General features: G+C 63.9%; 20 protein-coding genes. 9 read left to right on the forward strand and 11 right to left on the reverse strand.

What is annotated here, in order from left to right; all coding sequences use genetic code 11:
* The 5 genes from CAF78_RS02800 to CAF78_RS02815 all read left to right on the forward strand — a co-directional run.
* The coding region (locus tag CAF78_RS02800) for a DcrB-related protein (protein ID WP_143515004.1) at positions 1-344 on the forward strand (344 nt) is incomplete at its 5' end.
* A complete protein-coding gene (locus CAF78_RS02805; protein ID WP_085691016.1) occupies positions 341-1,564 on the forward strand; it encodes a PAAR domain-containing protein in 1,224 nt (407 codons plus the stop codon). The genes CAF78_RS02800 and CAF78_RS02805, both read left to right, overlap by 4 nt.
* Positions 1,561-2,034, forward strand: a complete 474-nt coding sequence (locus tag CAF78_RS27635; RefSeq protein WP_218189735.1) for a YrhA family protein — start codon at positions 1,561-1,563, stop codon at positions 2,032-2,034. The genes CAF78_RS02805 and CAF78_RS27635 overlap by 4 nt, the downstream gene beginning before the upstream one ends.
* A 45-nt stretch (positions 2,035-2,079) precedes the next feature.
* Entirely contained in the window at positions 2,080-2,475 is a 396-nt protein-coding gene (locus tag CAF78_RS02810) for a hypothetical protein (protein ID WP_256573842.1), read from the forward strand.
* Positions 2,476-2,659: 184 nt separating this feature from the next.
* Positions 2,660-3,091 carry a DUF2628 domain-containing protein gene (locus CAF78_RS02815; RefSeq protein WP_085674917.1) on the forward strand — a complete coding sequence of 144 codons (432 nt, stop codon included), beginning with the start codon at positions 2,660-2,662 and terminating at the stop codon, positions 3,089-3,091.
* A gap of 74 nt (positions 3,092-3,165) precedes the next feature.
* On the opposite strand, the gene CAF78_RS02820 is transcribed toward CAF78_RS02815, so the two are convergent.
* The 10 genes from CAF78_RS02820 to CAF78_RS02865 form a co-directional block, all read right to left on the reverse strand.
* Complete coding sequence (locus tag CAF78_RS02820; protein WP_085674916.1) at positions 3,166-4,791, reverse strand: BatD family protein; 1,626 nt, start codon at positions 4,789-4,791, stop codon at positions 3,166-3,168.
* Positions 4,788-6,506, reverse strand: a complete 1,719-nt coding sequence (locus tag CAF78_RS02825) for a tetratricopeptide repeat protein (RefSeq protein WP_085674915.1) — start codon at positions 6,504-6,506, stop codon at positions 4,788-4,790. Before CAF78_RS02825 ends, CAF78_RS02820 begins: the two co-directional genes overlap by 4 nt.
* Entirely contained in the window at positions 6,503-7,579 is a 1,077-nt protein-coding gene (locus CAF78_RS02830; protein WP_085674914.1) for a VWA domain-containing protein, read from the reverse strand. Before CAF78_RS02830 ends, CAF78_RS02825 begins: the two co-directional genes overlap by 4 nt.
* On the reverse strand, positions 7,572-8,066 hold the full coding sequence (locus CAF78_RS02835; protein WP_085674913.1) for a DUF4381 domain-containing protein: 495 nt from the start codon (positions 8,064-8,066) through the stop codon (positions 7,572-7,574). Before CAF78_RS02835 ends, CAF78_RS02830 begins: the two co-directional genes overlap by 8 nt.
* A complete protein-coding gene (locus tag CAF78_RS02840) occupies positions 8,063-9,007 on the reverse strand; it encodes a DUF58 domain-containing protein (protein ID WP_085674912.1) in 945 nt (314 codons plus the stop codon). The genes CAF78_RS02835 and CAF78_RS02840 overlap by 4 nt, the downstream gene beginning before the upstream one ends.
* Before the next feature lie 3 nt (positions 9,008-9,010).
* Positions 9,011-9,970, reverse strand: coding sequence for a MoxR family ATPase (locus CAF78_RS02845; protein ID WP_027919334.1), 960 nt, complete (start codon positions 9,968-9,970; stop codon positions 9,011-9,013).
* Positions 9,971-10,105: 135 nt separating this feature from the next.
* Positions 10,106-11,437 (reverse strand): MFS transporter, encoded by a 1,332-nt coding sequence (locus CAF78_RS02850; RefSeq protein ID WP_085674911.1) that lies wholly within the window; start codon positions 11,435-11,437, stop codon positions 10,106-10,108.
* Positions 11,438-11,481: 44 nt separating this feature from the next.
* Positions 11,482-12,675, reverse strand: coding sequence for an L-2-hydroxyglutarate oxidase (lhgO, locus tag CAF78_RS02855; protein WP_085674910.1), 1,194 nt, complete (start codon positions 12,673-12,675; stop codon positions 11,482-11,484).
* 104 nt (positions 12,676-12,779) lie between these two features.
* Complete coding sequence (locus CAF78_RS02860) at positions 12,780-13,490, reverse strand: FadR/GntR family transcriptional regulator (RefSeq protein ID WP_085674909.1); 711 nt, start codon at positions 13,488-13,490, stop codon at positions 12,780-12,782.
* A 107-nt stretch (positions 13,491-13,597) separates the two neighbouring features.
* Positions 13,598-13,951, reverse strand: a complete 354-nt coding sequence (locus CAF78_RS02865) for a hypothetical protein (RefSeq protein WP_085674908.1) — start codon at positions 13,949-13,951, stop codon at positions 13,598-13,600.
* Positions 13,952-14,198: 247 nt separating this feature from the next.
* Between CAF78_RS02865 and CAF78_RS02870 the strand changes: the two genes are divergently transcribed.
* A complete protein-coding gene (locus CAF78_RS02870; RefSeq protein ID WP_085674907.1) occupies positions 14,199-19,064 on the forward strand; it encodes an NAD-glutamate dehydrogenase in 4,866 nt (1,621 codons plus the stop codon).
* Between the two features lie 168 nt (positions 19,065-19,232).
* On the opposite strand, the gene CAF78_RS02875 is transcribed toward CAF78_RS02870, so the two are convergent.
* Positions 19,233-20,051, reverse strand: a complete 819-nt coding sequence (locus tag CAF78_RS02875; protein ID WP_027919327.1) for a pyruvate, water dikinase regulatory protein — start codon at positions 20,049-20,051, stop codon at positions 19,233-19,235.
* Between the two features lie 189 nt (positions 20,052-20,240).
* Here CAF78_RS02875 and ppsA point away from each other — a divergent pair, with 189 nt between their 5' ends.
* The 3 genes from ppsA to rraA all read left to right on the forward strand — a co-directional run bounded on the left by ppsA (position 20,241) and on the right by rraA (position 24,421).
* Positions 20,241-22,616, forward strand: a complete 2,376-nt coding sequence (gene ppsA, locus CAF78_RS02880; RefSeq protein ID WP_085674906.1) for a phosphoenolpyruvate synthase — start codon at positions 20,241-20,243, stop codon at positions 22,614-22,616.
* A gap of 102 nt (positions 22,617-22,718) precedes the next feature.
* Positions 22,719-23,711, forward strand: a complete 993-nt coding sequence (locus tag CAF78_RS02885; RefSeq protein WP_256573841.1) for an alpha/beta fold hydrolase — start codon at positions 22,719-22,721, stop codon at positions 23,709-23,711.
* A 218-nt stretch (positions 23,712-23,929) separates the two neighbouring features.
* A complete protein-coding gene (gene rraA, locus CAF78_RS02890) occupies positions 23,930-24,421 on the forward strand; it encodes a ribonuclease E activity regulator RraA (RefSeq protein ID WP_085674904.1) in 492 nt (163 codons plus the stop codon).
* Positions 24,422-24,425: the final 4 nt, after the last annotated feature.

The raw sequence follows: 24,425 nt of genomic DNA on the forward strand, positions 1-24,425 counted from the left end.
TTTCACCCGATGTAGATCTGGAAGTGCTTTCACAACAGTTGTTGAAGGAATTAGAAAAATCACTCGCTCATCTTCAATGGCTCGAGCCGCTTTCAGCTGCCGAGGTGGCAGGTGTTGAGGCTAGACGAGCCGAGTTGCGCTGGCGTCAACACGGTCAGCCCGTGCACCAGATTCAGCTGATTTTTCTGCACCGGGACGAACATGGATGCCCGCTACTGATTCAGATCACCGCGTCCAGCAACAATCCCAAGGGCATGACCGCTATCGAGCGCAGTGCCTTCGAGGAAATGCTCGGCAGCCTGGCGCTACGCGCAACGGAAGTTGAAAAGGCAGCCGCCGTATGACCGGCGCCGCTGCCCGACAGGATGATCCGGTAGAACACTCCAGTGCATTGAGCGGGTTATTGGCCGGCCTTGCTCTGGGGGCCGGAGCGGTGCTGGTCGGGATTGCAGTGGTCGGAACCGGTGGACTGGGTGGTTTGGCAATTGCGGCCATGATCGGCGCTGGCGCCGCAACAGGCGCTGGGATTGGTCAGTTGCTGGGAAGTCTTTCGCATGCTCAACGCGAGACCGGGTGGATTACCTCAGGCTCTGACAACGTGCATATCAATGGCAGGCCCGCTGCCAGAGCGCATGTCGATAAAGCGCTGTGCACCGATCATCCCGGCGTGCCGCAAACCCTGGCTCAAGGCAGTCGCACGGTTTACATCAACGGACAACCTGCTGCACGCGTTGGGGACAGTACGGTCTGTGACGGGAGAATTAGTGCGGGGTCATCGAACGTGTTTATCGGCGGTGATACCGAGACCACGGATGAGATCGTTCCAGAAGTACCCGGATGGCTTGAGGCGGCGGTATTTGGAGTGGGGGTTGCCAGTGCGGTGGCGTTGGTGGGGCCGGCAATGACGCTCTGGGGGACGTTTGGGGGTGTGGTTGGCGGCACCGTTGCAGGTGGCTATGGAGTAAAGCTGTATGGTCAGGATTCTGATCAACAAAAACTTTTGGCGTTTGGCGGAGCAGTGATAGCCGGAAGTTTGGCATCACGTTACCGATTCGGTGAGAACGGAGGTCTTGCTGCCAATTTTGGCAATCTGAAGATAACAAGACGTAGCGCAAAAGGCTATGTCGGCATGCTGCGCGGTGAGCTTTACAGGCTACCGGATGTGAAGACCGAGAGATTTCTCTATATCAAACGCCCGACCGATCAATTGAAGACCTTGCGGAGGGAGTTTGATAGCAGGGCTAGGTCTCAGTTTCTGAAAGAGTTATCCAGCGATGCGGAGAAGGTCACCCTCCTGAAAAAGGCAGGATTTAATGATGCGGAAATAAGCAGAATTCAAAGTGGAAGGGTACCTAGCAAAGAGTGGGAGGTTCACCATGTATGGCCTCTGGATGATGGAGGTACAAATGATTTTAGCAATCTGACACTTATCAAAAGTGAACCATTCCATAAAGTGTTAACGAATCAGCAGAAGGCTTTGACAAAAGGAATGCTGGCTGGCGATAAGCGCTGGATGGAGTGGCCAGTCATAGACTCGAAAATCTATCCGGGCCCCGGAGAATGAAATTGAATATTGAGGCTGAAAAGATAATACTAAAATTGATCAGTTCACTCTGTCCCGCGGAGATATTTGTGGGGAGGGCTGCCAGTAAGCATGATATTGAACTGCTTGAGCTATCTGTAAGGCGAGAATTTTCTGCAATTCTCCCGGAGCAGTATATAGATTTTTTGTCCAGGTTTGATGGCGTGGCATCAGGAGGGGTATTTATATATTCAAGTCGGCCGCATAAATATCCTGACAGTGATGGCTTTAGTCATGACTTTTTAGAATTAAACCAAATTGCAAGGGAGGTAGAGTTTATGAGGAATTTTTTAGTGTTTGGGGAAAGCGATCAAGACGAGTATGTGCTGGACTTGCTGAGCGGAAGATACCAAGTGAGGGATAAGCAAGCTTTTGATAATATTTTTGAGGAATTCGAATGTTTCGACGATATTTTAGGCTTTATGGTGAATCTAATCATGCAGCGCACTTGAGAGGCTGATAAATTTAGCGCTCTGTACTATTACATTGAGCCGGAGGTGGCAGGAGGGCTGGGTGGCGGGACAGTTCTGGATGCCTCTATACATCCTCCTGTTGTTCACTCTTTGGAATTTCAGTTTGATGGTTGGCTTGGTGATCAGCTTCTTGAGTCTTTTCCTTGCTTTATTGTTGCTGAAGTCGTATCGATCGCAATAAAAGAGGCTGGCCTCTCGGGGGTCGGCTTTGGTCCTGTTGGTGTTAAAAAATCCGAAATCTTTGATGCGTTCAACCCCGGTGTGATGCTTCCGGAGTTTGTATGGTTGAAGGTTTTCGGCGTAGCGGGTGTCTCTGATTTCGGTCTGGCTCAGGATCATCGTCTGGTTATTTCGGAAGCGGTATATAAACTTCTCAAGAGGTTTGGTCTGGAAAATGCGGAAGTTCGGGAGTGTAGCTAGAGGCGTTGGCTTTTGTTGAGGTGGTTTTGATTGCATGAGAAAGCGGGTTAAGGAACGGATTGTGATCTGGCTCTCACTCTGCCCCCGTTGCAGTGCTTGCTCTGATGTCAACCGTGAACTACCCTCCGAGCCTGCCATGTTCATGGCCATTCGAAACCCACGGACGATCATCACGGAGCTCCCCATGGAAGGTATCCCGCAATCCCAATCCACCTCTACCAACCTCAAGCCTAAATGGCAAGAGCGTTTCGCCTTCTTCGATCAGCACGGCGCGCCGACCTCCGAGTCATACAAAGCCGCTTTCCGTGCCTTGCCTTTTCGCAAGAAGCTGCTGATCAACAATAACTTCATCGGCTTTTTCTTCGGCCCGATCTACTGGTTCGTGCTGGGGTTGTGGAAGAAGAACCTGGTCATGCTGGCGATCATGATCGCCCTTGGGTTGCTGCTGGGTGTCGTCGAGGCGGTGACGGGGAGCGAGATTCCGCGTCCGGTGGATAACGGGATCAGCATGGCGTTTGCGTTTCTTTATAGTTTCTTGAGCAACCGGGCTTATTACCTGAAGCAGACCAAAGGGGTGAATGGCTGGAACCCGTTTGAGGGGCAGCGGTTTATCTGAATTCTTGATGGCGTCAGGGCTGGCAGGAGCCTGGCGAGAAAGATTCAGTGCCTGTCAGATCGAGCGCCGCCCCCTCACTTCGGATAAAGCGGCGGCAAGCTCCCACTCTCACCCGCCGGCAACAACACCTGTTCCGCCGGCGGGATCGTGCCGATCGCCCGCCACAGATCCTCACCCTGCCAATACTGCCCACTCTCGCTGTAAAGCGCCCCATTCAACCCATCCAGCGCATCCGACAGCGGCACGAACCGCGCCGCCATCTCGGCCAGGGTTTCCGGCTGCTGGCGTGCCCAGGCATCGAGCGCCTGGCGTGTAGCTTGCGGGTCGTTGGCCAGGCATGCGCGCTTGAGGTCGTCGAGCAAGGTACGCGGGCTTGGCCCGTTCTGCGCAGCACGCAATACCGCCGGTTGCGAGCGGGCGCGCCACCACAGGGCGAAGCCGAGCACCGTGGTCAGGGCGAACAGCAGGGTGGCGAGCTGCCAGGGCCACAGCAGGTGACTGGCACCGCTGCTGTCACTGACCGGCGTGTCGGCGCTCAGCGCCGGGTTGTCCTGCACGTCCAGCATACGCGCCGGCAGGCTGCTGTGTTCCAGGTGGTCTTCGCGGGTGTTCCACCAGGTGACTTCCACTGCCGGCAGGGCCAGCTTGCCGCTGTGGGTCGGCACCAGTGCTTCGCGTTCCTCGCGGTTGGCGGTCATGCCGCGTTCGCTGATCTCGTTGCGCAGCACTGGCTGGTCCGGGTAACGGCGCAGGCCGACGATCTCGGTGGCGGGCAGCTGCGGCAGCTGGGTGCTCGACAGGCCTTCGGCACGCAGGGTGATGCTGCGCGTCAGCGAGTCGCCAATCTGTGGCTGCTGGCTGGCGGGGTCGGGGTTCCAGTGTTCTTCCAGGGTCAGGCTGCGTGCCGGCAGCCACGGTACGTTGGCAGGCCAGGCTGCGGGAATGGGGCGTACGGCCAGGCGCAGCGGCAATGAACTGACCTGCACCTGGCGACCGACCCGGGCGGTACCGGCGGGTTGCTGGCCGTTGTCGGCGGCGGTGGCGGTGAAGGTCAGCGGTGGGATGTCCAGGTCGCCGCTCTGCTGTGGGTACACCGCGTAGCGGGTCTCGATCACCCCGTGGCGCACGCCGTTGATTTCTTTCTCGTAGGTGCGCGACTCGCCCAGCGGCTCGACCTTGGCGTTTTCCAGCTGCAGCGGGCTCAGGCTGCTGTCGTCGTACAGCGACACCGAATGGTAGATGCGCAGGGTCAGCACGGCCTGGGCCTGGACGTACACCTCGTTGCTGTCCAGGGTGGCCTCGACGAACACCTGCGAGGCGGTTTCCGGGCGGCTGGCGTCGGCCTGCAGCACCTGCAGGTCGATGGCCTGGCTGTGCGACTGGCCCAGCTGCAGCTCGGGGATGCGCAGGCTGCCGCTGCGCCGTGGCAGCAGGGTGATGATCCAGCGGGTGCTGGCGCGGGTTTCGCCGTCGAGGGTGTGCAGGCTGTTCAGCTGGCGGGTGCCGCGCACTTCGAAGTCGCTGTCCAGGGCGCGCAGGTCGGGCTTGCCGAACTGGGTCACGTCCTGGCTTTCGAGGGTCAGCTCAAGGGTTTCGCCGGCCTCCAGGCGCGTGCGGTCGACGCTGGCCTGCAGCGTGGGTAGGGCCTGGGCCATGACGGCCCACAACAGGCTGAGAAGCAAGACGCCGAAGCGACTCATCGTGTTTTTTCCTGATGCAATTGCTGTTCATACCAGAATTTGCGCCGCAACAGCTCCGCCGGGTTGTCGGGGATCTCGCGCAGCCATTGTTCCAGGGCCTGGCGCTGTTCGGCATCGAGGTTGGTCGATACCGGGCGCTGTGGCGGCTGGGTGATGCTGTCGTCATCGCCGCCCTGGTTGCCAGGCGCCGCCTGGCTGTTGTTGCTGCCTTCACCGGGTTGTTCGGCGCTGGCCTGTTGTTCACTGCCTGGCGTGCCTTGGACGGGGCTGCTGGCCGAGCTGCTGTTGCCTTCGGTTTCGCTGCCCGGGGTGCCTTGGGCATCGCTGTTGGCCGGTTGTTCCTCGGCCTGGGCAGCGCGTTGCTGCAGCAACTGCTGCACCAGCGCCTGGTTGGCCAGTGCCGGCTGCAGGTCGGGCTGGCGCTCCAGGGCCTGTTCGTAGGCGTCCAGGGCGGCCTCCAGTTCGCCGCTGCGGGCCAGGGCATTGCCTCGATTGTAGTGGGCTGCGGCGCTGTCGCCCTGGGCGAAGGCCTCGGCGGCACCGGCGTAGTCGCCAGCCTGGTACAGCGCCATGCCGCGCCACTGCGGGTTTTGGAAGTGCCGGGCAGCGTCTGCCGGGCGTTGCTTGCGCAGCAGCATCTGGCCCTGTTGATCGGGGCGCAGCCACAGGTCGTTGAACTCGAAGGCCTGGCTGGGTTGCGGCAGGGCCAGCAGCAGCGGCAGGCAGAACAGCCAGCCACGGCGCCCGGCACAGGCGGCCAGCAGCAACAGCGGCAACAACAGCCAGTAACCTTGGTCGGCCCAGCTGTCCAGTTGCAGGGTCTGGCCGGCATCACGCAGGTGGCGCGGGTTGTCGAACAGGCCCAGGCCGCGCAGGTCGAGGTCGTCGATGCGGGCATGGCGGTAACGCCCGCCGGTGCCACTGATGAAGGCCTTGAGGCTGGCGCTGTCGAGGCGCGGCAGGAGGATGCCACCCTGGTCATCCTTGAGGAATTCGCCATTGGCCTGGCGCACCGGAGCGCCGTCGCCGGTGCCGATGCCGAGCATCAGCAGGCTCGGGCCCTGGCGGCCGAGGGCCTGGGTGATGCCCTGGCGTTCCGGTGCGCTCAGCGCCGAGCCGACCAGTAGCAGGCGGCCCTGGCCGAGGCCGCTCTGGGCCAGCAGGGCCAGGCCTTTCTGTACGGCCAGGTCGGCGCGCTGGCCGGGCTTGGGCATGATCGACGGGTCGATGGCCTCCAGCAGGTTGCGCGTGGTGCCCAGGTCGTCCGACAGCGGCACCAGGGTGTGCGCACTGCCGGCATAGACGATCAGCGCGGTCTGGCTGTCGCTGCGGTGTTCGAGCAGGTCGAGGATCTTGCGCCGGGCCTGTTCCAGGCGGTTGGGGGCAACGTCTTCGGCGAGCATCTGCGGGGTCAGTTCGAGCAGGATCACCAGTGGGTCGGCCGGGCGCTGGCGGGTTTCTTCCAGGCGCTGCCAGCTCGGCCCGAGCAAGGCCAGTACCACCAGCAGCCAGGCCAGGCCCAGGGCCACCCACGGCAGCTTGCTGTTGCTGCCGCTGCCGCCGCCGAGCAGCACCGGGTGGAAGGCCGGCGGCAGGATCATCTGCCAGCGCCCGGCGCGCTTGCGCCGGTGCCACAGCTTGAACAGCAGCCAGCCGAGCAGGGGCACGACCAGCAGCCAGAGCGGGCGCAACCATTGTGGCCAGAGATCGATCATCGCCGTTTCCTCAGGCGCAGGCGTTTCAGGCGCTGGCGCCATTCCGGATGGGGCTGCAGGAAACGCGGTTTGCGCAGCACCTTGTGCAGCAGGTTGTCGGGCCATTGCACCGCCACCACCAGCAGCACGCTGAGCAGCAGGGCCAAGGCCAGCGGCCAGGCATACAGGGCCTTGGCGGTGCGCGCCTGAGTCGGTTGCTGGGCCACCGGTTCGAGCTGGTCGAGGGTGTCGCCGATGGCGCTGAGCTCGGCGCCGTCATGGGCGCGGAAGTAGGCGCCGTGGGTGATGTCGGCAATTTCCTTGAGCGACGCTTCGTCGAGGTCCAGGCTCGGGTTCAGGCCGAGCAGGCCGGGCGTGCCGCTGGCTTCGGGGTTGGCGCCGATGCCGATGGTGTAGATGCGCACGCCTTCCTGGGCAGCCAGGCGAGCGGCGGTCAGCGGGTGGATCTGCCCGCCGTTGTTGGCGCCATCGGTGACCAGCACCAGCACCCGGCTCTGTGCCGGGCGTTGGCGCAGGCGCTTGACCGCCAGGCCGATGGCGTCGCCGATGGCGGTGTTCTTGCCGGCGATGCCGATCTGCGCATCAATGAGGAAAGTGCGCACGGTGCGCCGGTCGAAGGTCAGCGGCGCTTGCAGGTAGGCCTGGCTGCCGAACAGGATCAGGCCGACACGGTCACCCTGGCGGTCCTGCAGAAAGTCGCCGAGCAAGGCCTTGACCAGGTCGAGGCGGCTGATGTCTTCGTCTTTCCACTGCATGTCGGGGAAGTCCATCGAACCCGAGACATCCACCGCCACCAGCAGGTCGCGGCCGCTGGAAGCCACCGGCACCGGTTCACCGAGCCATTGCGGGCGCGCGGCGGCCAACAGCAGCAACAGCCAGATCAGCACATACGGCGCCTGCTGGCGCAGGGTGGGCAAATTCAGGCGTGCGCGGCGCCCGGCCAGGCCTTCCAGTTCGTCGAGGAAGCCGACCTTGAGCACCGGCTCGCCGCTGTCGGCGGCAGGCAGCAGCAGGCGCGCCAGCCACGGCAGCGGCAGCAGCGCGAAAATCCACGGCCAGGCCAGTTCAAACATGTTTGCGAATCCAGGTTTCAACCGCCTGGCTGAGCCCGACGATGGCCTTGTCGTCGAGCTTGCACTCGGGCTTGTAGGCGCCTTCGACCAGCACCATCCAGCGGGTCAGGCCGGCCGCCGGGCAGCGGTTGTCGAGAAAGGCCAGCCACTGGCGGCCATTCAAGGTATGGCTGTTGGCGCCGGGGTAGTGGTTGCGGCACAGGCGCTTGAGCAGGGCGTTGATCTGCTGCAGCCAGGCGCCGGCCGGGGCGCCGTCGTAGGGGCGTGGCAGGCGGGCGAGTTCGGCCAGGGCTTCCAGGCGCACCGGGTCGAGCGGCAGCTCGGCGCGCACCACCGGGCGCTTGCCCGGGCGCCAGTGGCGCAACCGCCACAGGCCCCAGGCCAGCAGGGGCAGCAGCGCGAGCAGCAGCCACCAGCCCGGTGCCGGCGGCCACAGGCCGATCGCAGGCGGTGCAATCAACGGTTGCAGCTGGTCCAGCGGGTTCATTGACCGCTCCCGGGGCGCTGGGCGTTCAGGTATTCGCGCAGTTGCTCGATCATCTCGCTCTGGGTGCTCAGCGGCATCAGCAGCACGCGCAGCTTCTGCGCCATCAGCTCCCAGCGCTCGATGCGCGCTTCGGCCTGTTGACGGTAGGCCTGGCGCAGGTTGGCGTCCAGGGTGTCGAGCTCCAGCTGGGCGCCGCGCTGGGCGAAGCGCAGCAGGCCGGCAGCGGGCAGGGCGTGGTCGAGCGGGTCGGACACCGGCATCAGCAGCAGGTCGCAATGGCGCGAGAGCATGGCCAGGTGTTGCTCGGCCTGGGCGCTGAGCGAACGTTCGTCGCAGATGACGATGGCCAGGCTGCCGGGGCGCAGCACTTCACGGGCACGGCGCAGGGCCAGGCCAAGGTTGTCGGCCTGGGGCGCGGCTTCGGTGTGCAGGGCCTGATTGACCTTGGCCAGGCGGTTGAGCAGCTGCAACAGGCTTTGCTTGCTGCGCCGGGGTTTGATCTCGTGGTGCTCGTTGTCACCGAACACCAACCCGCCAATGCGGTCGTTGTGGCCCAGCGCGGCCCAGCCGAACAGCGCGGCCGCTTCGGCGGCGAGCACTGACTTGAACATCAGCCCCGAGCCGAAGAACAGGCGCTGGCTCTGTTCGACCAGGATGAAGATCGGCCGTTCGCGTTCTTCGTGGAACAGCTTGGTGTGCGGCTCCTGGGTGCGTGCGGTCACACGCCAGTCGATGTTGCGCACGTCGTCACCGGCCTGGTACACGCGCACCTGGTCGAAGTCCACGCCACGCCCGCGCAGCTTGGAATGGTGCAGGCCGACCAACGGGCTGCGCTGGCCGGGGCGGGAAAACAGCTGGATCTCGCGCACGCGGTGGCGCATGTCGATCAGTTCGGCGAGGCCGATGCGGATGCCGGGTTCGGCCTGCTGCGCGGTGGGCATGGGTCAGGCGACGGCCACGACGTCGAGGATGCGCTGGACCACGCGGTCCTGGTCGATCCCCGCCGCTTCGGCTTCGAACGACAGGATGATGCGGTGGCGCAGCACATCGAACAGCACCGCCTGGATGTCTTCGGGGCTGACGAAGTCGCGCCCGGCCAGCCAGGCATGTGCGCGGGCGCAGCGGTCGAGGGCGATCGAGCCCCGCGGGCTGGCGCCATAGGCGATCCAGTCGGCCAGCTCGGCGTCGAACTTGGCCGGGGTGCGGGTGGCCATGACCAGCTGCACCAGGTATTCCTCCACGGCGTCGGCCATGTACAGGCCGAGGATTTCCTTGCGCGCGGCAAAGATCGCCTGCTGGCTGACCCGGCGCTCGGGTTTCACTTCGCCGCCCAGCGCTTCGCCACGGGCCTGGGCCAGGATGCGACGCTCCACGGCGGCATCGGGGAAGCCGATCTTCACGTGCATCAGGAAGCGGTCGAGCTGGGCTTCGGGCAGTGGGTAGGTGCCTTCCTGCTCGATCGGGTTCTGCGTGGCCATGACCAGGAACAGCGGCGACAGGTCATAGGTGCTGCGGCCCACGCTGACCTGGCGCTCGGCCATGGCTTCTAGCAGTGCCGACTGGACCTTGGCAGGGGCGCGGTTGATTTCGTCGGCCAGCACCAGGTTGTGGAAGATCGGCCCCTGCTGGAACACGAAGCTGCCGGTTTCCGGGCGATAGATTTCGGTGCCGGTGATGTCGGCCGGGAGCAGGTCCGGGGTGAACTGGATGCGATGGAACTGAGCTTCGATGCCTTCGGCCAGCTCTTTGATGGCCTTGGTCTTGGCCAGGCCGGGCGCACCTTCGACCAGCATGTGGCCGTCGGCCAGCAACACGATCAACAGCCGCTCGACCAGCTTTTCCTGGCCTAGGATCTGGGAGGAAAGAAAGGTGCGTAGCGCGATCAGCGCTTCACGGTGTTCCATCGGCGGCGGTTCCTGGGGCTGGGCCAGGTCGCGGGCGACCTGGCAGGGGGTGATACTTTAATCTATCCAGGGGGGCGCCGACCAATGAACGCCGGGATTTTTATCGCTGCAGGCGCACCCGCGCGCCTGGTAGGGTCAGTTTTTCGAGGTGGAATGCTTGCGCCCCTGGTCGCACAGGGCGAACACCACCACCAGCACCCCGGCAATCGCCAGGATCAGCGCCACGCCATCGGTGGAATGGGTCGCCGACCCGGCCACCAGGGCGAGCCCGCCCAGCGGCGCCAGGCCACCGGCTACCGCCGTACCGATCTCGCGGCCGGTGCCAAAGCCGGACGAGCGTGTCTGGGTCGGGAACTGGCGGCTGAGGAACGAACCCTGCGGGGCGAACATCATCGGCGCAAGGATGCCGGTACCGATCGCGATGGCGATGTAGATCTGGGTGGGCTCGCCAGTGCTCAACAGCTGCAGGAACGGGTAGGCGAACAGTGCCGACAGCACCCCGCCGAGCATCAGCACGGTCTTGCTGCTCCAGCGGTCGCACAGCCAGCCGAAGAACGGCACGGCGAAGATCGCCACCAGGCTGGCAATGGTCACCGACAGCGAGGTGACATGCGCCTCCACGCCCTTGAACTGGGTCAGGTAGGCCAGCGAGAAGGTCTTGAAGATGTAGCTCAGGGCGTTGTAGCCGATGGCCACGAAGAACACCACGGCCAAGCCCTTGAGGTCGTTCCTGAACAGCAGCTTCAACGGCGATACCTGCGGCTTGCTGCTGTCGGCCTTGTCCAGCTCCTTGAAATCCGGTGTCTCGGGGATGCTCTTGCGCACCCACAGGCCGATCGCCACCAGGGCGATGCTGGCAATGAACGGGATGCGCCAGCCACCGGCGAGCAGGAAGTCGTTGCCATTCATCGTCAGCAGGTACACGGTCAGCGATGACAGCAGCAGCCCCAGGTTCAGCCCCAGCGCCGGCCAGGCGCCCTGGCTGCCGCGCTTGCCTTCACTGGCATGTTCGTAGGAGGTGACTGCCGCGCCGGACAGTTCGGCGCCCGCGCCCAGGCCTTGGATGATGCGGATCACCACCAGCAGGATCGGTGCCCAGATGCCGATGCTGGCATAGCTCGGGATCAGCCCGATCAGCGCCGTGCACACGCCCATCATGCAGAAGGTGATCACCAGCACATGCTTGCGCCCGAAGCGGTCGCCCAGGTAGCCGAACAGCACGCCACCGAAGGGGCGGGCGATGAAGCCGATGGCGAAGGTGGAAAAGGCCAGCAGCGAGGCCACCGCCGGGTTGCTGGCATCGAAGAAGATCTTCGAGAACACGATCGCCGCCATGGTCGCGTAGAGGTAGAAGTCGTACCACTCCAGCATCGAGCCGAAGATGGTCGCCGCCGCCACCTTGCGCAGGCGCTTGCGTTGCTGTTGCGGGGTCTCGTGCGCGGCCGGGGCCGCCTCATGTATCGACATGGGGGGGTTCCTTATTGTCTTTGTAGTTGTGGGTGTTGCAGGTTTCAGCGGGCCTTGAGGATCTTCTCGGCGATCATCTGGCCGATGGGGATGGCCGAGGTGGCAGCCGGCGACGGGGCATTGCAGACATGCACCATGCGCGGGGTCTCGGCGAACAGGAAGTCGTGCACCAGGGTGCCGTCGCGCATCACCGCCTGGGCACGGATGCCGGCTTCATACGGCAGCAGGTCCGCCACTTCCAGCGATGGGCAGTACTTGCGGCACTGTTCCAGGTAGCCGCGCCGGAACAGCGAGTTCTTCATCTCGGTGGTGCCCGAGCCGAGGTTGTTCCAGATCGTCTTCCAGAAGCCGGGGAAGCGGGCGTACTCGGCCACGTCGCGCCAGTTGACCGAAAACTTGCGGTAGTTCTCGCGACCGAAACCGAGCACGGCATTCGGGCCGACGGTGACGCTGCCGTCGATCATGCGCGTCAGGTGCACGCCGAGGAACGGCAGCTCCGGGTCAGGGATCGGGTAGATCAGGTGGTTGACGATCTGGTTCTTGCTGGCCGGCAGGCGGTAATACTCGCCGCGGAAGGGGATGATCTGGTGGTCGATCTTCACCCCGGCCAGGCGCGCCAGGCGGTCGGACTGCAGGCCGGCACAGGCGACCAGCTGGCGGGCGCGCCAGGTCTGGCTGTCGGTGCCGATGGCGACGTGGTCGGCATGCTCCTGGATGGCGCGCACGCTGGTCGACAGGTGCACCTCGCCGCCGGCCTGGCGGATCACCTTGGCCATGGCGTTGCACACCTGGGTGTAGTCGACGATACCGGTGGCATCGAGGAACAGCGCGCCGTTGCCGACGATGTTCGGTTCGCGTTCAGCCAGGGCGGCGGCGTCCAGGCGCTCGACCTTCAGGCCGTTCATCTGCGAGCGCTCATACAGCGCCTGCATGCGCTGCACTTCCAGGTCGTTGGAGGCCACCAGCAGCTTGCCGCAGACCTCGAAGGCAATGCCGTGCTCGCTGCAGAAGTCCTTGGTCGCCTGGGCGCCACGCTTGCACAGTTCGGCCTTGAGGCTGCCCGGCGCATAGTAGATGCCCGCATGGATCACGCCGCTGTTGTGGCCGGTCTGGTGGCGGCCGAGGCTGGCTTCCTTCTCCAGGATCAGCAGGGATGCGCCTGGGCGCTGCTGGAGCAGGGCCATTGCGGTGGCGAGGCCGACGATGCCGCCGCCGATGATGCAGTAGTCGTAGGTCATGCAGGGGTACCTTGGTGTTCTTGTCGGTGGATCTGCTTATCAGGTTGTCAGACTAAGTAGTGCGTAAAAAGGCCCGCGCCGGGCCGCGCCTGTATCTCCAGGGGTCAGTCGAGGGCGGGGAGGTCGAGCTTCAGGCGTTTGGCCGAAGCGCGCAGGTGCGCTTCGGCGCAGGCTGCGGCTGCCTGGTGGTCACCTGCGGCGATGGCCTGGTACAGCGCCTGGTGTTCGCGGTTGGCGTCGGCCGAGCCACCCACCGAGTGGGCAGCGGAGTTTTCCCAGGCGGTGCGCCGGGCGCTGGCCAGCTGGCCGCCGAGGAAGTCATGGAAGGCCACGAAGTAATCGTTCTTGCTGGCTTCGGCGATTGCCCGGTGGAAGGCCACGTCGGCAGCCGAGGCCGTGGCGAAATCGCTGCGCTTGTCGAGCATCTCTTGCAGGGCCTTGGCCATGTGGGCCAGGTCCTGTTCGTCGCGGCGGCGGGCGGCGATGGCGGCGGCCTGGGTTTCGATCCACAGGCGCATCTCGAACATCTGCACCAGGTCCGGCTTGCGGCCATGGCTGCCGGGGAAGCGGAACACGGTACCGGCAGGTGTTTGCGAAATGTAGGAACCAAGCCCGCGACGGGCGATCAGCACGCCGTCGGCCTTGAGCTGTGCCACGGCCTCGCGCACCACCGAGCGGCTGACGTTCAGCTGTTCGGCCAGTTGCTGTTCGGTGGGCAGGCGCGATTCGGCGGCCAGGCGGCCGGAATCGATCTCGGCGCGGATGGCGCTGACCACCCGCTCGACCAAGGTGTCGGGGCGCTGGAGCTCTAGCATGGAAACGGTTGCCTAGTTATCAGGTTGTCAGACAATGCCTGCGATCAGGCAGGGCTGTCAATTTTTTCAATGGGCTGTGCGCTTTGCAGGGCCGGAGCAGGAAAAAATCAGAGCTCGCTGACGAAGGTGCCGGTGCCATCGAGGATGTTTTTCAGGGTCAGTGCCACTTCCTCAAGGTCAGTCCCCGCCGAGGTCAGCAGGATCTCCAGCGCCTCATCCCCTTTCAGCGCATCGCGATCCCCGGCCGCCACCTCGATCAGCAGGCGTTGCGCGCTCAAGGTCACCTTCAGCCCATCCAGTGTCGAGGGCTCGTCATCCAGGGTCAGGTCGACGGTGTCTTCGTCCGGGTAGCGGGTCAGCAGAAACATCTGCCCCTTGTCGCTGTGGCAGCACAGGGTCGCCATGTTGTCTTCCTCGTCATCGCAAGGGGTGGCGAACAGCACGGCGGTCTTGATTTGCATGGCTACAACTCAGTTCGAGGGAATGAGAGGGAATTCTGACAGCCTTGCACACATCCATAAACGTAAAGTTGCCGCCCCTTGACCGAAATTGTCGCAGCGTTGCAAGCGGTGATGACCCATCAGTCGTTAAGCTTCGGCGAGCCCTGAACTTTACGTCCGGCTTGCCATGGGTTGGCTATCGTTGATCCGTACATGGCGGACGTGCGCGACGCTTCAACTATTACAAAGCCCAAGCGGAGTACCACAGATGGCGTTCTTCACCGCAGCCAGCAAAGCCGACTTCCAGCATCAACTGCAAGCGGCCCTGGCGCAGCACATCAGCGAACAGTCCCTGCCACAAGTGGCGCTGTTCGCCGAGCAGTTCTTCGGCATCATCTCTCTGGACGAGCTCACCCAACGCCGGCTTTCGGACCTGGCCGGCTGCACCCTCTCGGCGTGGCGCATCATCGAGCGCTTCGACCCCGAATACCCGCAAGTGAGGGTGTACAACCCCGATTACGAACGCAATGGCTGGCAGTCGACCCACACCGTGGTCGAAGTGCTGCACCACGACCTGCCGTTCCTGGTCGACTCGGTGCGTACCGAGCTGAACCGCCGCGGTTACAGCATCCACACCCTGCAGACCACGGTGCTGAGCGTGCGCCGAGGCGCCAAGGGCGAACTGCTCGAGCTGCTGCCCAAGGGCACCCAGGGCGAGGGTGTGCGCCATGAGTCGCTGATGTACCTGGAGATCGACCGTTGCGCCAATGCCGCCGAGCTGACCGTGCTGGCCCGCGAGATCGAGCAGGTGCTGGCCGAAGTGCGCGTGGCGGTGGCCGATTTCGAGCCGATGAAAGCCAAGCTGCGTGAAGTCGTCGCCGAGGTGGAAAACACCGCCTATGGCCCGGCCCAGCATGAAAAGGGCGAGGTCAAGGCCTTCCTGGAGTGGCTGCTGGACAACCACTTCACTTTCCTCGGCTATGAAGAATTCACCGTCCAGGCCGACAGCACCGGTGGCCAGATGGTCTACGACGAACAGTCGTTCCTCGGCCTGCCGCGCCGCCTGCGGGTGGGCCTGACGGCAGAAGAGCTGCGCATCGAAGACTACGCCGTGGCCTACCTCAACGAGCCGCTGCTGCTGTCGTTCGCCAAGGCTGCGCTGCCCAGCCGCGTGCATCGCCCGGCCTACCCGGACTACGTGTCGATCCGCCAGCTGGACGCCGATGGCAAGGTCATCAAGGAACACCGTTTCATGGGCCTGTACACCTCGTCGGTGTATGGCGAGAGCGTGCATGCCATCCCTTACATCCGTGTGAAGGTCGCCGAAGTCGAGCGCCGTTCCGGCTTCGACCCGAAAGCACACCTGGGCAAGGAGCTGGCCCAGGTGCTCGAAGTGCTGCCGCGCGACGACCTCTTCCAGACGCCGATCGACGAGCTGTTCAACACCGTGATGTCGATCGTGCAGATCCAGGAGCGCAACAAGATCCGCGTGTTCCTGCGCAAGGACCCATACGGGCGCTTCTGCTACTGCCTGGCCTACGTGCCGCGCGAGATCTACTCCACCGAAGTGCGGCAGAAGATCCAGCAGGTGCTGATGGAGCGCCTGAAGGCCAGCGACTGCGAGTTCTGGACGTTCTTCTCCGAATCGGTGCTGGCGCGTGTGCAACTGATCCTGCGGGTCGACCCGAAGAACCGCATCGACATCGACCCGCAGCAGTTGGAAAACGAAGTGATCCAGGCCTGCCGCTCGTGGCATGACGACTACTCGGCGCTGGTCATCGAGAACTTCGGTGAGGCCCAGGGCACCAATATCCTCGGTGACTTCCCCAAAGGCTTCCCGGCAGGCTACCGCGAGCGCTTCCCGGCGCATTCGGCGGTGGTCGATCTGCAGCACGTGGTGGCGCTGTCCGAGAGCAAGCCGCTGGCGATGAGTTTCTACCAGCCGCTGACCCGCCTGGGCGACCGTCTGCTGCACTGCAAGCTGTACCACGCCGACACCCCGCTGGCGCTGTCGGACGTGCTGCCGATCCTGGAAAACCTCGGCCTGCGCGTGCTCGGCGAGTTCCCTTACCGCCTGCGCCACGCCAGCGGCCGTGAGTTCTGGATCCACGACTTTGCCTTCACCTACAGCGAAGGCCTGAACCTGGACATCCAGCAGCTCAACGACACCCTGCAGGATGCCTTCGTCCACATCGTCAACGGCGACGCCGAGAACGACGCGTTCAACCGCTTGGTCCTCACCGCCGGCCTGCCATGGCGTGACGTGGCCCTGCTGCGCGCCTATGCCCGCTACCTCAAGCAGATTCGCCTGGGCTTCGACCTCGGCTACATCGCCAGCACCCTGAACAACCACACCGACATCGCCCGCGAACTGACCCGGTTGTTCAAGACCCGCTTCTACCTGGCGCGCAAGCTCACCAACGAAGACCTGGACGACAAGCAGCAGCGCCTGGAACAGGCGATCCTCACCGCCCTGGACGATGTCCAGGTGCTCAACGAGGACCGCATCCTGCGGCGCTACCTGGACCTGATCAAGGCCACCCTGCGCACCAACTTCTACCAGCCGGACGCCAACGGCCAGAACAAGTCGTACTTCAGCTTCAAGTTCAACCCCAAGCTGATCCCCGAGCTGCCCAAGCCTGTGCCGAAGTTCGAGATCTTCGTCTATTCGCCCCGGGTCGAGGGCGTGCACCTGCGCTTCGGCAACGTCGCCCGCGGCGGCCTGCGCTGGTCGGACCGCGAGGAAGACTTCCGCACCGAAGTGCTGGGCCTGGTGAAAGCCCAGCAGGTGAAGAACTCGGTGATCGTGCCGGTTGGCGCCAAGGGCGGCTTCCTGCCGCGCCGGCTGCCGCTGGGCGGCACGCGCGACGAGATCGCCGCCGAAGGCGTGGCGTGCTACCGCATCTTCATCTCTGGCCTGCTCGACATCACCGACAACCTCAAGGACGGTGGCGTGGTGCCGCCGGCCAACGTGGTGCGTCACGATGATGACGACCCGTACCTGGTGGTGGCGGCCGACAAGGGCACCGCGACCTTCTCCGATATCGCCAACGGTATCGCCATCGACTACGGCTTCTGGCTCGGCGATGCGTTCGCCTCGGGTGGCTCGGCCGGTTATGACCACAAGAAGATGGGCATCACTGCCCGTGGCGCCTGGGTTGGCGTGCAGCGCCACTTCCGCGAGCGCGGCATCAACGTGCAGCAGGACCCGATCACCGTCATCGGCGTCGGCGACATGGCCGGTGACGTGTTCGGCAACGGCCTGCTGATGTCCGACAAGCTGCAGCTGGTGGCGGCGTTCAACCACCTGCACATCTTCATCGACCCGAACCCGGACCCGGCCACCAGCTTCGTCGAGCGCAAGCGCCTGTTCGACCTGCCGCGTTCGGCCTGGAGCGACTACGACAGCAGCATCATGTCCGAAGGTGGCGGGATCTTCCCGCGCAGTGCCAAGAGCATCGCCATCAGCCCGCAGATGAAGGAACGCTTCGCCATCGAGGCGGACCGCCTGACCCCGACCGAGCTGTTGCACGCCTTGCTCAAGGCGCCGGTCGACCTGCTGTGGAACGGCGGCATCGGCACCTACGTCAAGGCCAGCAGTGAAAGCCACGCCGATGTCGGCGACAAGGCCAACGACGCCCTGCGGGTCAACGGCAACGAGCTGCGCTGCAAGGTGGTGGGCGAGGGCGGCAACCTCGGCATGACCCAGCTCGGCCGTGTCGAGTTCGGCCTGCACGGCGGCGCCACCAACACCGACTTCATCGACAACGCCGGTGGCGTGGACTGCTCCGACCACGAGGTCAACATCAAGATCCTGCTCAACGAAGTGGTGCAGGGTGGCGACATGACCGAGAAGCAGCGCAACCAGCTGCTCGGCAGCATGACCGACGAAGTGGCCGGCCTGGTGCTGGGCAACAACTACAAGCAGACCCAGGCGCTGTCGCTGGCTGCCCGCCGCGCCCGCGAGCGGATCGCCGAATACAAGCGCCTGATGGCCGACCTCGAAGGCCGTGGCAAGCTGGACCGGGCCATCGAGTTCCTGCCGTCCGAAGAACAGCTGGCCGAGCGCCTGGCCGCCGGCCAGGGCCTGACCCGCGCCGAGCTGTCGGTGCTGATCTCGTACAGCAAGATCGACCTCAAGGAACAGCTGCTCAAGTCGCTGGTGCCGGACGATGACTACCTGACCCGCGACATGGAAACCGCCTTCCCGCCGTCGCTGGTCAGCAAGTTCGCCGAAGCCATGCGCCGTCACCGTTTGAAGCGCGAAATCGTCAGCACCCAGATCGCCAACGACCTGGTCAACAACATGGGCATCACCTTCGTCCAGCGCCTGAAGGAGTCGACCGGCATGAGCCCGGCCAACGTCGCCGGGGCCTATGTGATCGTGCGCGACATCTTCCACCTGCCGCACTGGTTCCGCCAGATCGAGGCGCTGGACTACCAGGTGCCGGCGGAAATCCAGCTGACCCTGATGGACGAGCTGATGCGCCTGGGCCGCCGCGCCACCCGCTGGTTCCTGCGCAGCCGGCGCAACGAGCAGGATGCCGGGCGTGACACCGCGCACTTCGGGCCGAAGATCGCGCAGCTGGGGCTCAAGCTCGACGAGCTGCTGGAAGGGCCGACCCGCGAGCGCTGGATGGTGCGGTACCAGAGCTTCGTCGACGCCGGTGTACCGGAGTTGCTGGCGCGCATGGTGGCCGGCACTACCCACCTGTACACCCTGCTGCCGATCATCGAGGCCTCGGACGTGACCGGCCATGACCCGGCGCAGGTGGCCAAGGCCTTCTTCGCCGTGGGCAGCGCGCTGGACCTGACCTGGTACCTGCAGGAAATCAGCAACCTGCCGGTGGAGAACAACTGGCAGGCCCTGGCCCGCGAGGCGTTCCGCGACGACATCGACCTGCAACAGCGGGCCATCACCATCTCGGTGTTGCAGATGGCCGATGCCCCACAAGACATGGACGCCCGTGTGGCGCTGTGGGCCGAGCAGCATCGGGTGATGGTCGAGCGCTGGCGCGCCATGCTCGACGACCTGCGCAACGCCACCGGCACCGACTATGCGATGTACGCGGTGGCCAACCGCGAGCTGGTCGACCTGGCCATGAGCGGGCAGGCGGCGGTGGTGCCTTCCTGAACCTTTTGGTGAGGTAAACAAAGCCCCGGCAGCGATGCCGGGGCTTTTTTTTGTACTCCTGTGCCGGCCCTTTCGCGGGCAAGCCCGCTCCCACAGGATCTGCACCTCAGCTGATGACGGTGTAGTACCTGTGGGAGCGGGCTTGCCCGCGAAGAGGCCGGTGCAGGCTTATTTGAACCTGCGCTCCACACCTTTCTCAACGAGGATCTTCGCTGAAATTTCTTCCACCGAAAAATGCGTGGAGTTGATGTTGGGGATGTTCTCGCGGCGGAACAGGTTCTCCACCTCGCGCACCTCGAACTCGCACTGGGCAAAGCTCGAATAGCGGCTGTTGGGCTTGCGTTCGTGGCGGATGGCGGTCAGGCGGTCGGGGTCGATGGTCAGGCCGAACAGCTTGTTGTGGTGTTTTTTCAGCACCGCCGGCAGCTGCAGGCGCTCCATGTCATCCTCGGTCAGCGGGTAGTTGGCTGCGCGGATGCCGAACTGCATGGCCATGTACAGGCAGGTCGGGGTCTTGCCGCAACGCGACACGCCGACCAGGATCAGGTCGGCCTTGTCGTAGTAGTGGGTGCGCGCGCCGTCGTCGTTATCCAGGGCGAAGTTGACCGCCTCGATCCGTTCCATGTAGTTGGAATTGCCGCCGATCGAGTGCGACTTGCCCACGGAATACGACGAATGGGCAGTCAATTCCTGCTCCAGCGGGGATAAAAACGTCGAAAAGATGTCGATCATGAAGCCGTTCGACGTCGCCAGGATCTCACGGATGTCCTGATTGACGATGGTGTCGAAGATGATCGGCCGCATACCATCGCGCTCTGCAGCCGTGTTGATCTGCTGCACCATGGTCCGCGCTTTTTCCGGGCTGTCGATGTACGGACGGGTGAATTTATTGAACGGAATGCTTTCGAATTGAGCGAGCAGGCTCTGGCCCAGGGTTTCGGCGGTGATGCCGGTGCCATCGGAGATGAAGAACGCGGTTCGTTTCATTTGCGACTGGGGCCTTAAGCTGATGACGTTTCTTGGATATGATAGGTTCGGTTTGCCGAATGCGGCTGTCGGCATTCTGCCATATTTCGCGAGCCTATTTTCCAGGTACAGGCCACAAGCGTCCGGCCCAGTCAGAGCGGCAGGCGGGCGCCCTTGAGCTTTTCCCATACAGTTAGTGGAGAGATCACCTTGGTAGAGTACGTAGTTTCCCTCGATAAGCTCGGCGTCCATGATGTGGAGCATGTGGGGGGCAAGAACGCATCCCTGGGCGAGATGATCAGTAACCTCGCCGGTGCCGGCGTGTCGGTGCCGGGCGGCTTTGCCACTACGGCTCAGGCGTACCGTGACTTTCTCGAACAGAGTGGCCTGAACGACAAGATTCACGCCGCGCTCGATGCCCTGGACGTGGACGACGTCAACGCCCTGGCCAAGACCGGCGCGCAGATTCGCCAGTGGGTGATGGAGGCCGAGTTCCCTGCGCGTCTGGATAGCGAAATCCGAACCGCCTTCGCCGAAATGTCCAAGGGCAACGACAACATGGCCGTGGCCGTGCGTTCCTCGGCCACCGCCGAAGACCTGCCGGACGCCTCGTTCGCCGGCCAGCAGGAAACCTTCCTCAACATCCGTGGCGTCGATAACGTGATCCGCGCGGCCAAGGAAGTGTTCGCCTCGCTGTTCAACGACCGCGCCATCGCCTACCGCGTGCACCAGGGCTTCGACCACAAGCTGGTGGCCCTGTCTGCCGGCGTGCAGCGCATGGTTCGCTCGGAAACCGGCACCGCCGGCGTGATGTTCACCCTCGACACCGAGTCGGGCTTCCGTGACGTGGTGTTCATCACCGGCGCCTATGGCCTGGGTGAAACCGTGGTGCAAGGTGCGGTCAACCCGGACGAATTCTACGTACACAAGCAGACCCTGCAGGCCGGCCGCCCGGCCATCCTGCGCCGCAACCTGGGCAGCAAGGCGATCAAGATGGTCTATGGCGACGAAGCCAAGGCCGGTCGCTCGGTCAAGACCGTCGAGGTCGACCGTGCCGAGCGCGCCCGCTTCTGCCTGAGCGACGACGAAGTCAACGAGCTGGCCAAGCAGGCGATGATCATCGAGCAGCACTACCAGCGCCCGATGGACATCGAATGGGCCAAGGACGGCGACGACGGCAAGCTGTACATCGTCCAGGCCCGCCCTGAAACGGTGAAGAGCCGCGCCAGCGCCAACGTCATGGAACGTTACCTGCTCAAAGAGAAGGGCACCGTGCTGGTCGAAGGCCGCGCCATCGGCCAGCGTATCGGCGCCGGCAAGGTCCGCGTGATCAACGACGTGTCCGAGATGGACAAGGTGCAGCCGGGTGACGTGCTGGTCTCCGACATGACCGACCCGGACTGGGAACCGGTGATGAAGCGCGCCAGCGCCATCGTCACCAACCGTGGCGGGCGTACCTGCCACGCGGCGATCATCGCCCGTGAGCTGGGCATTCCGGCCGTGGTCGGTTGCGGCAACGCCACCCAGGTGCTCAAGGACGGCCAGGGCGTGACCGTCTCCTGCGCCGAAGGCGATACCGGCTTCATCTTCGAGGGCGAACTGGGCTTCGACGTCAAGCAGAACTCGGTGGATGCCATGCCGGAGCTGCCGTTCAAGATCATGATGAACGTCGGCAACCCGGACCGCGCCTTCGACTTCGCCCAGCTGCCCAATGCCGGTGTCGGCCTGGCGCGCCTGGAGTTCATCATCAACCGCATGATCGGCGTGCACCCCAAGGCGCTGCTGAACTACGCCGGCCTGCCAGCCGATCTGAAAGAAAGCGTCGACAAGCGCATCGCTGGCTACAACGACCCGGTCGGCTTCTATGTCGAGAAGCTGGTCGAGGGCATCAGCACCCTCGCGGCGGCCTTCTACCCGAAAAAGGTCATCGTGCGCCTGTCGGACTTCAAGTCCAACGAGTACGCCAACCTGATCGGCGGCAAGCTGTACGAGCCGGAAGAAGAAAACCCGATGCTGGGCTTCCGCGGTGCTTCGCGCTACATCAGCGAATCGTTCCGTGACTGCTTCGAGCTCGAGTGCCGTGCGCTGAAGCGCGTGCGCAACGAAATGGGCCTGACCAACGTCGAGATCATGGTGCCGTTCGTGCGCACCCTGGGCGAGGCCAGCCAGGTCGTCGACCTGCTCGCCGAAAACGGCCTGGCCCGAGGTGACAACGGCCTGCGCGTGATCATGATGTGCGAACTGCCGTCCAACGCGATCCTCGCCGAAGAGTTCCTCGAGTACTTCGACGGCTTCTCGATCGGTTCCAACGACCTGACCCAGCTGACCCTGGGCCTGGACCGCGATTCGGGCATCATCGCCCACCTGTTCGACGAACGTAACCCGGCCGTGAAGAAGCTGCTGGCCAACGCCATCCAGGCGTGCAACAAGGCCGGCAAGTACATCGGTATCTGCGGTCAGGGCCCATCGGACCACCCGGACCTGGCCAAGTGGCTGATGGAGCAAGGCATCGAAAGCGTGTCGCTGAACCCGGACTCGGTACTCGAGACCTGGTTCTTCCTGGCCGAAGGCCAGGGCGCGGCCTGATGCGGTAAATTGCGGGGGCGCGTCTGGCGCGCCTCCGCCTGGTTTTTTCCAGGGCGAGTTCCAGTGATGGATCCCGCCCTTTTTTGTGCACCAAGCAACCTTATGCAAAGCAGCAGCAACCTTTTTCCCGTGGCCTTGCTCAGTGCCGAGCGCCGCGGCGACCTCAGCGAAGACGTGTACCGGATCAAGGCCGGCAACAGCCCTGACCCCAGCGTCGAACTGGCCGTGACCCGCCTGGGCCTGGCCGATCAAGGCCGGCCCCAGGGCGTGCCGGTGATCCTGCTGCATGGCAGCTTCTCCAACCGGCGCTTCTGGTATTCGCCCAAAGGCATCGGCCTGGGTGCCTACCTGGCGCGGGCCGGCTTCGATGTGTGGATCCCGGAGATGCGCGGCCATGGCCTGTCGCCGCGCAATCTTGCGTGGAAGCACAACAGCGTCGCCGACTATGCCCGCGACGACCTGCCGCTGATCGGCGCGTTCGTGCGCGAGCAGTCTGGCCAGGCGCCGCACTGGGTCGGCCATTCCCTGGGTGGAACCACCCTGGTGGCAGCCTTGGGTGGCGGATTTCTCAAGGCCGAGCAGGTGGCGAGCGTGGCGCTTTTCGGTACCCAGATCAGCCGTGTCTATTGGCCGCTCAAGGTGCCACCGCTGACTTGGGGGGCGAAACTGCTGCTCAAGCGCTGGGGGCAGATTTCCGGGCCTCGGTTCAAGCGTGGGCCCGAGGACGAGCCAATTGGCCTGGCCCTCGAGAGCATGCGCTGGCATGGCCTGTTCGGCCGCTTTGGTGACAAGCAGGGCGACTGGTGGGCGGGGTTGGCCGAAGTGGATGTACCGCTGCTGGCGGTGGCGGGTGCCGGCGACTTCCAGGACCCGGTGTGGGCCTGCCGCAAGCTGTTCGATCAGCTTGGCGGGGCGCGCAAGCAGTTCCTGCGGCTGGGGCGCGAAGAGGGCTTCGAGGCGTTCGGGCATGTCGACATGCTGGTGAGCAAGGCGGCGCAGGCGCAGGTCTGGCCACTGGTGGAGCGCTGGTTGCGCAATCCGCTGCTGCCGGTGCATGAGTCGACGGTGGTGCGCGAGCCCGTGCCTGCCAACTGAACCAGTTGCGCCTGTACCGGCCTCTTCGCGGGCAAGCCCGCTCCCACAGGGCCCCCTCAGGCCCTGTGGGCAGTGATGTACCTGTGGGAGCGGGCGTGCCCGCGAGGCCGGTACAGGCTGAATACACAACTGACTGCCCGGTCCCGGATGACTGTGATGGCGTCTACGGTGTAGCCTTGGCCGATACCCGCTTTCGTTGTGACTGACAGGAGCTTCCCATGCAGCATTACGTAACGCCCGACCTGTGTGACGCCTACCCGGACCTGGTACAGGTGCTGGAGCCGATGTTCAGCAACTTCGGTGGCCGCGATTCCTTCGGTGGCCAGATCGTCACCATCAAGTGCTTCGAAGACAACTCGCTGGTCAAGGACCAGGTCGAGCTCGATGGCAAGGGCAAGGTCCTGGTGGTCGATGGCGGTGGCTCGCTGCGCCGTGCGCTGCTCGGTGACATGCTCGCGGAGAAGGCCGCGAAAAATGGCTGGGAAGGCCTGGTGATCTATGGCTGCGTGCGTGACGTCGACGTGCTGATCCAGACCGACGTCGGGGTGCAGGCCCTGGCCAGCCACCCGATGAAGACCGACAAGCGCGGCATTGGCGACCTCAACGTGGCCGTGACCTTTGCCGGTGTCACCTTCCGCCCGGGTGAGTACCTGTATGCCGACAACAACGGCGTGATCATCTCGCCAAGCCCGCTGAAGATGCCGGAGTGACGCG

The organism is Pseudomonas sp. R28(2017) (assembly GCF_002112505.1).
Taxonomy (GTDB): Bacteria; Pseudomonadota; Gammaproteobacteria; order Pseudomonadales; family Pseudomonadaceae; genus Aquipseudomonas.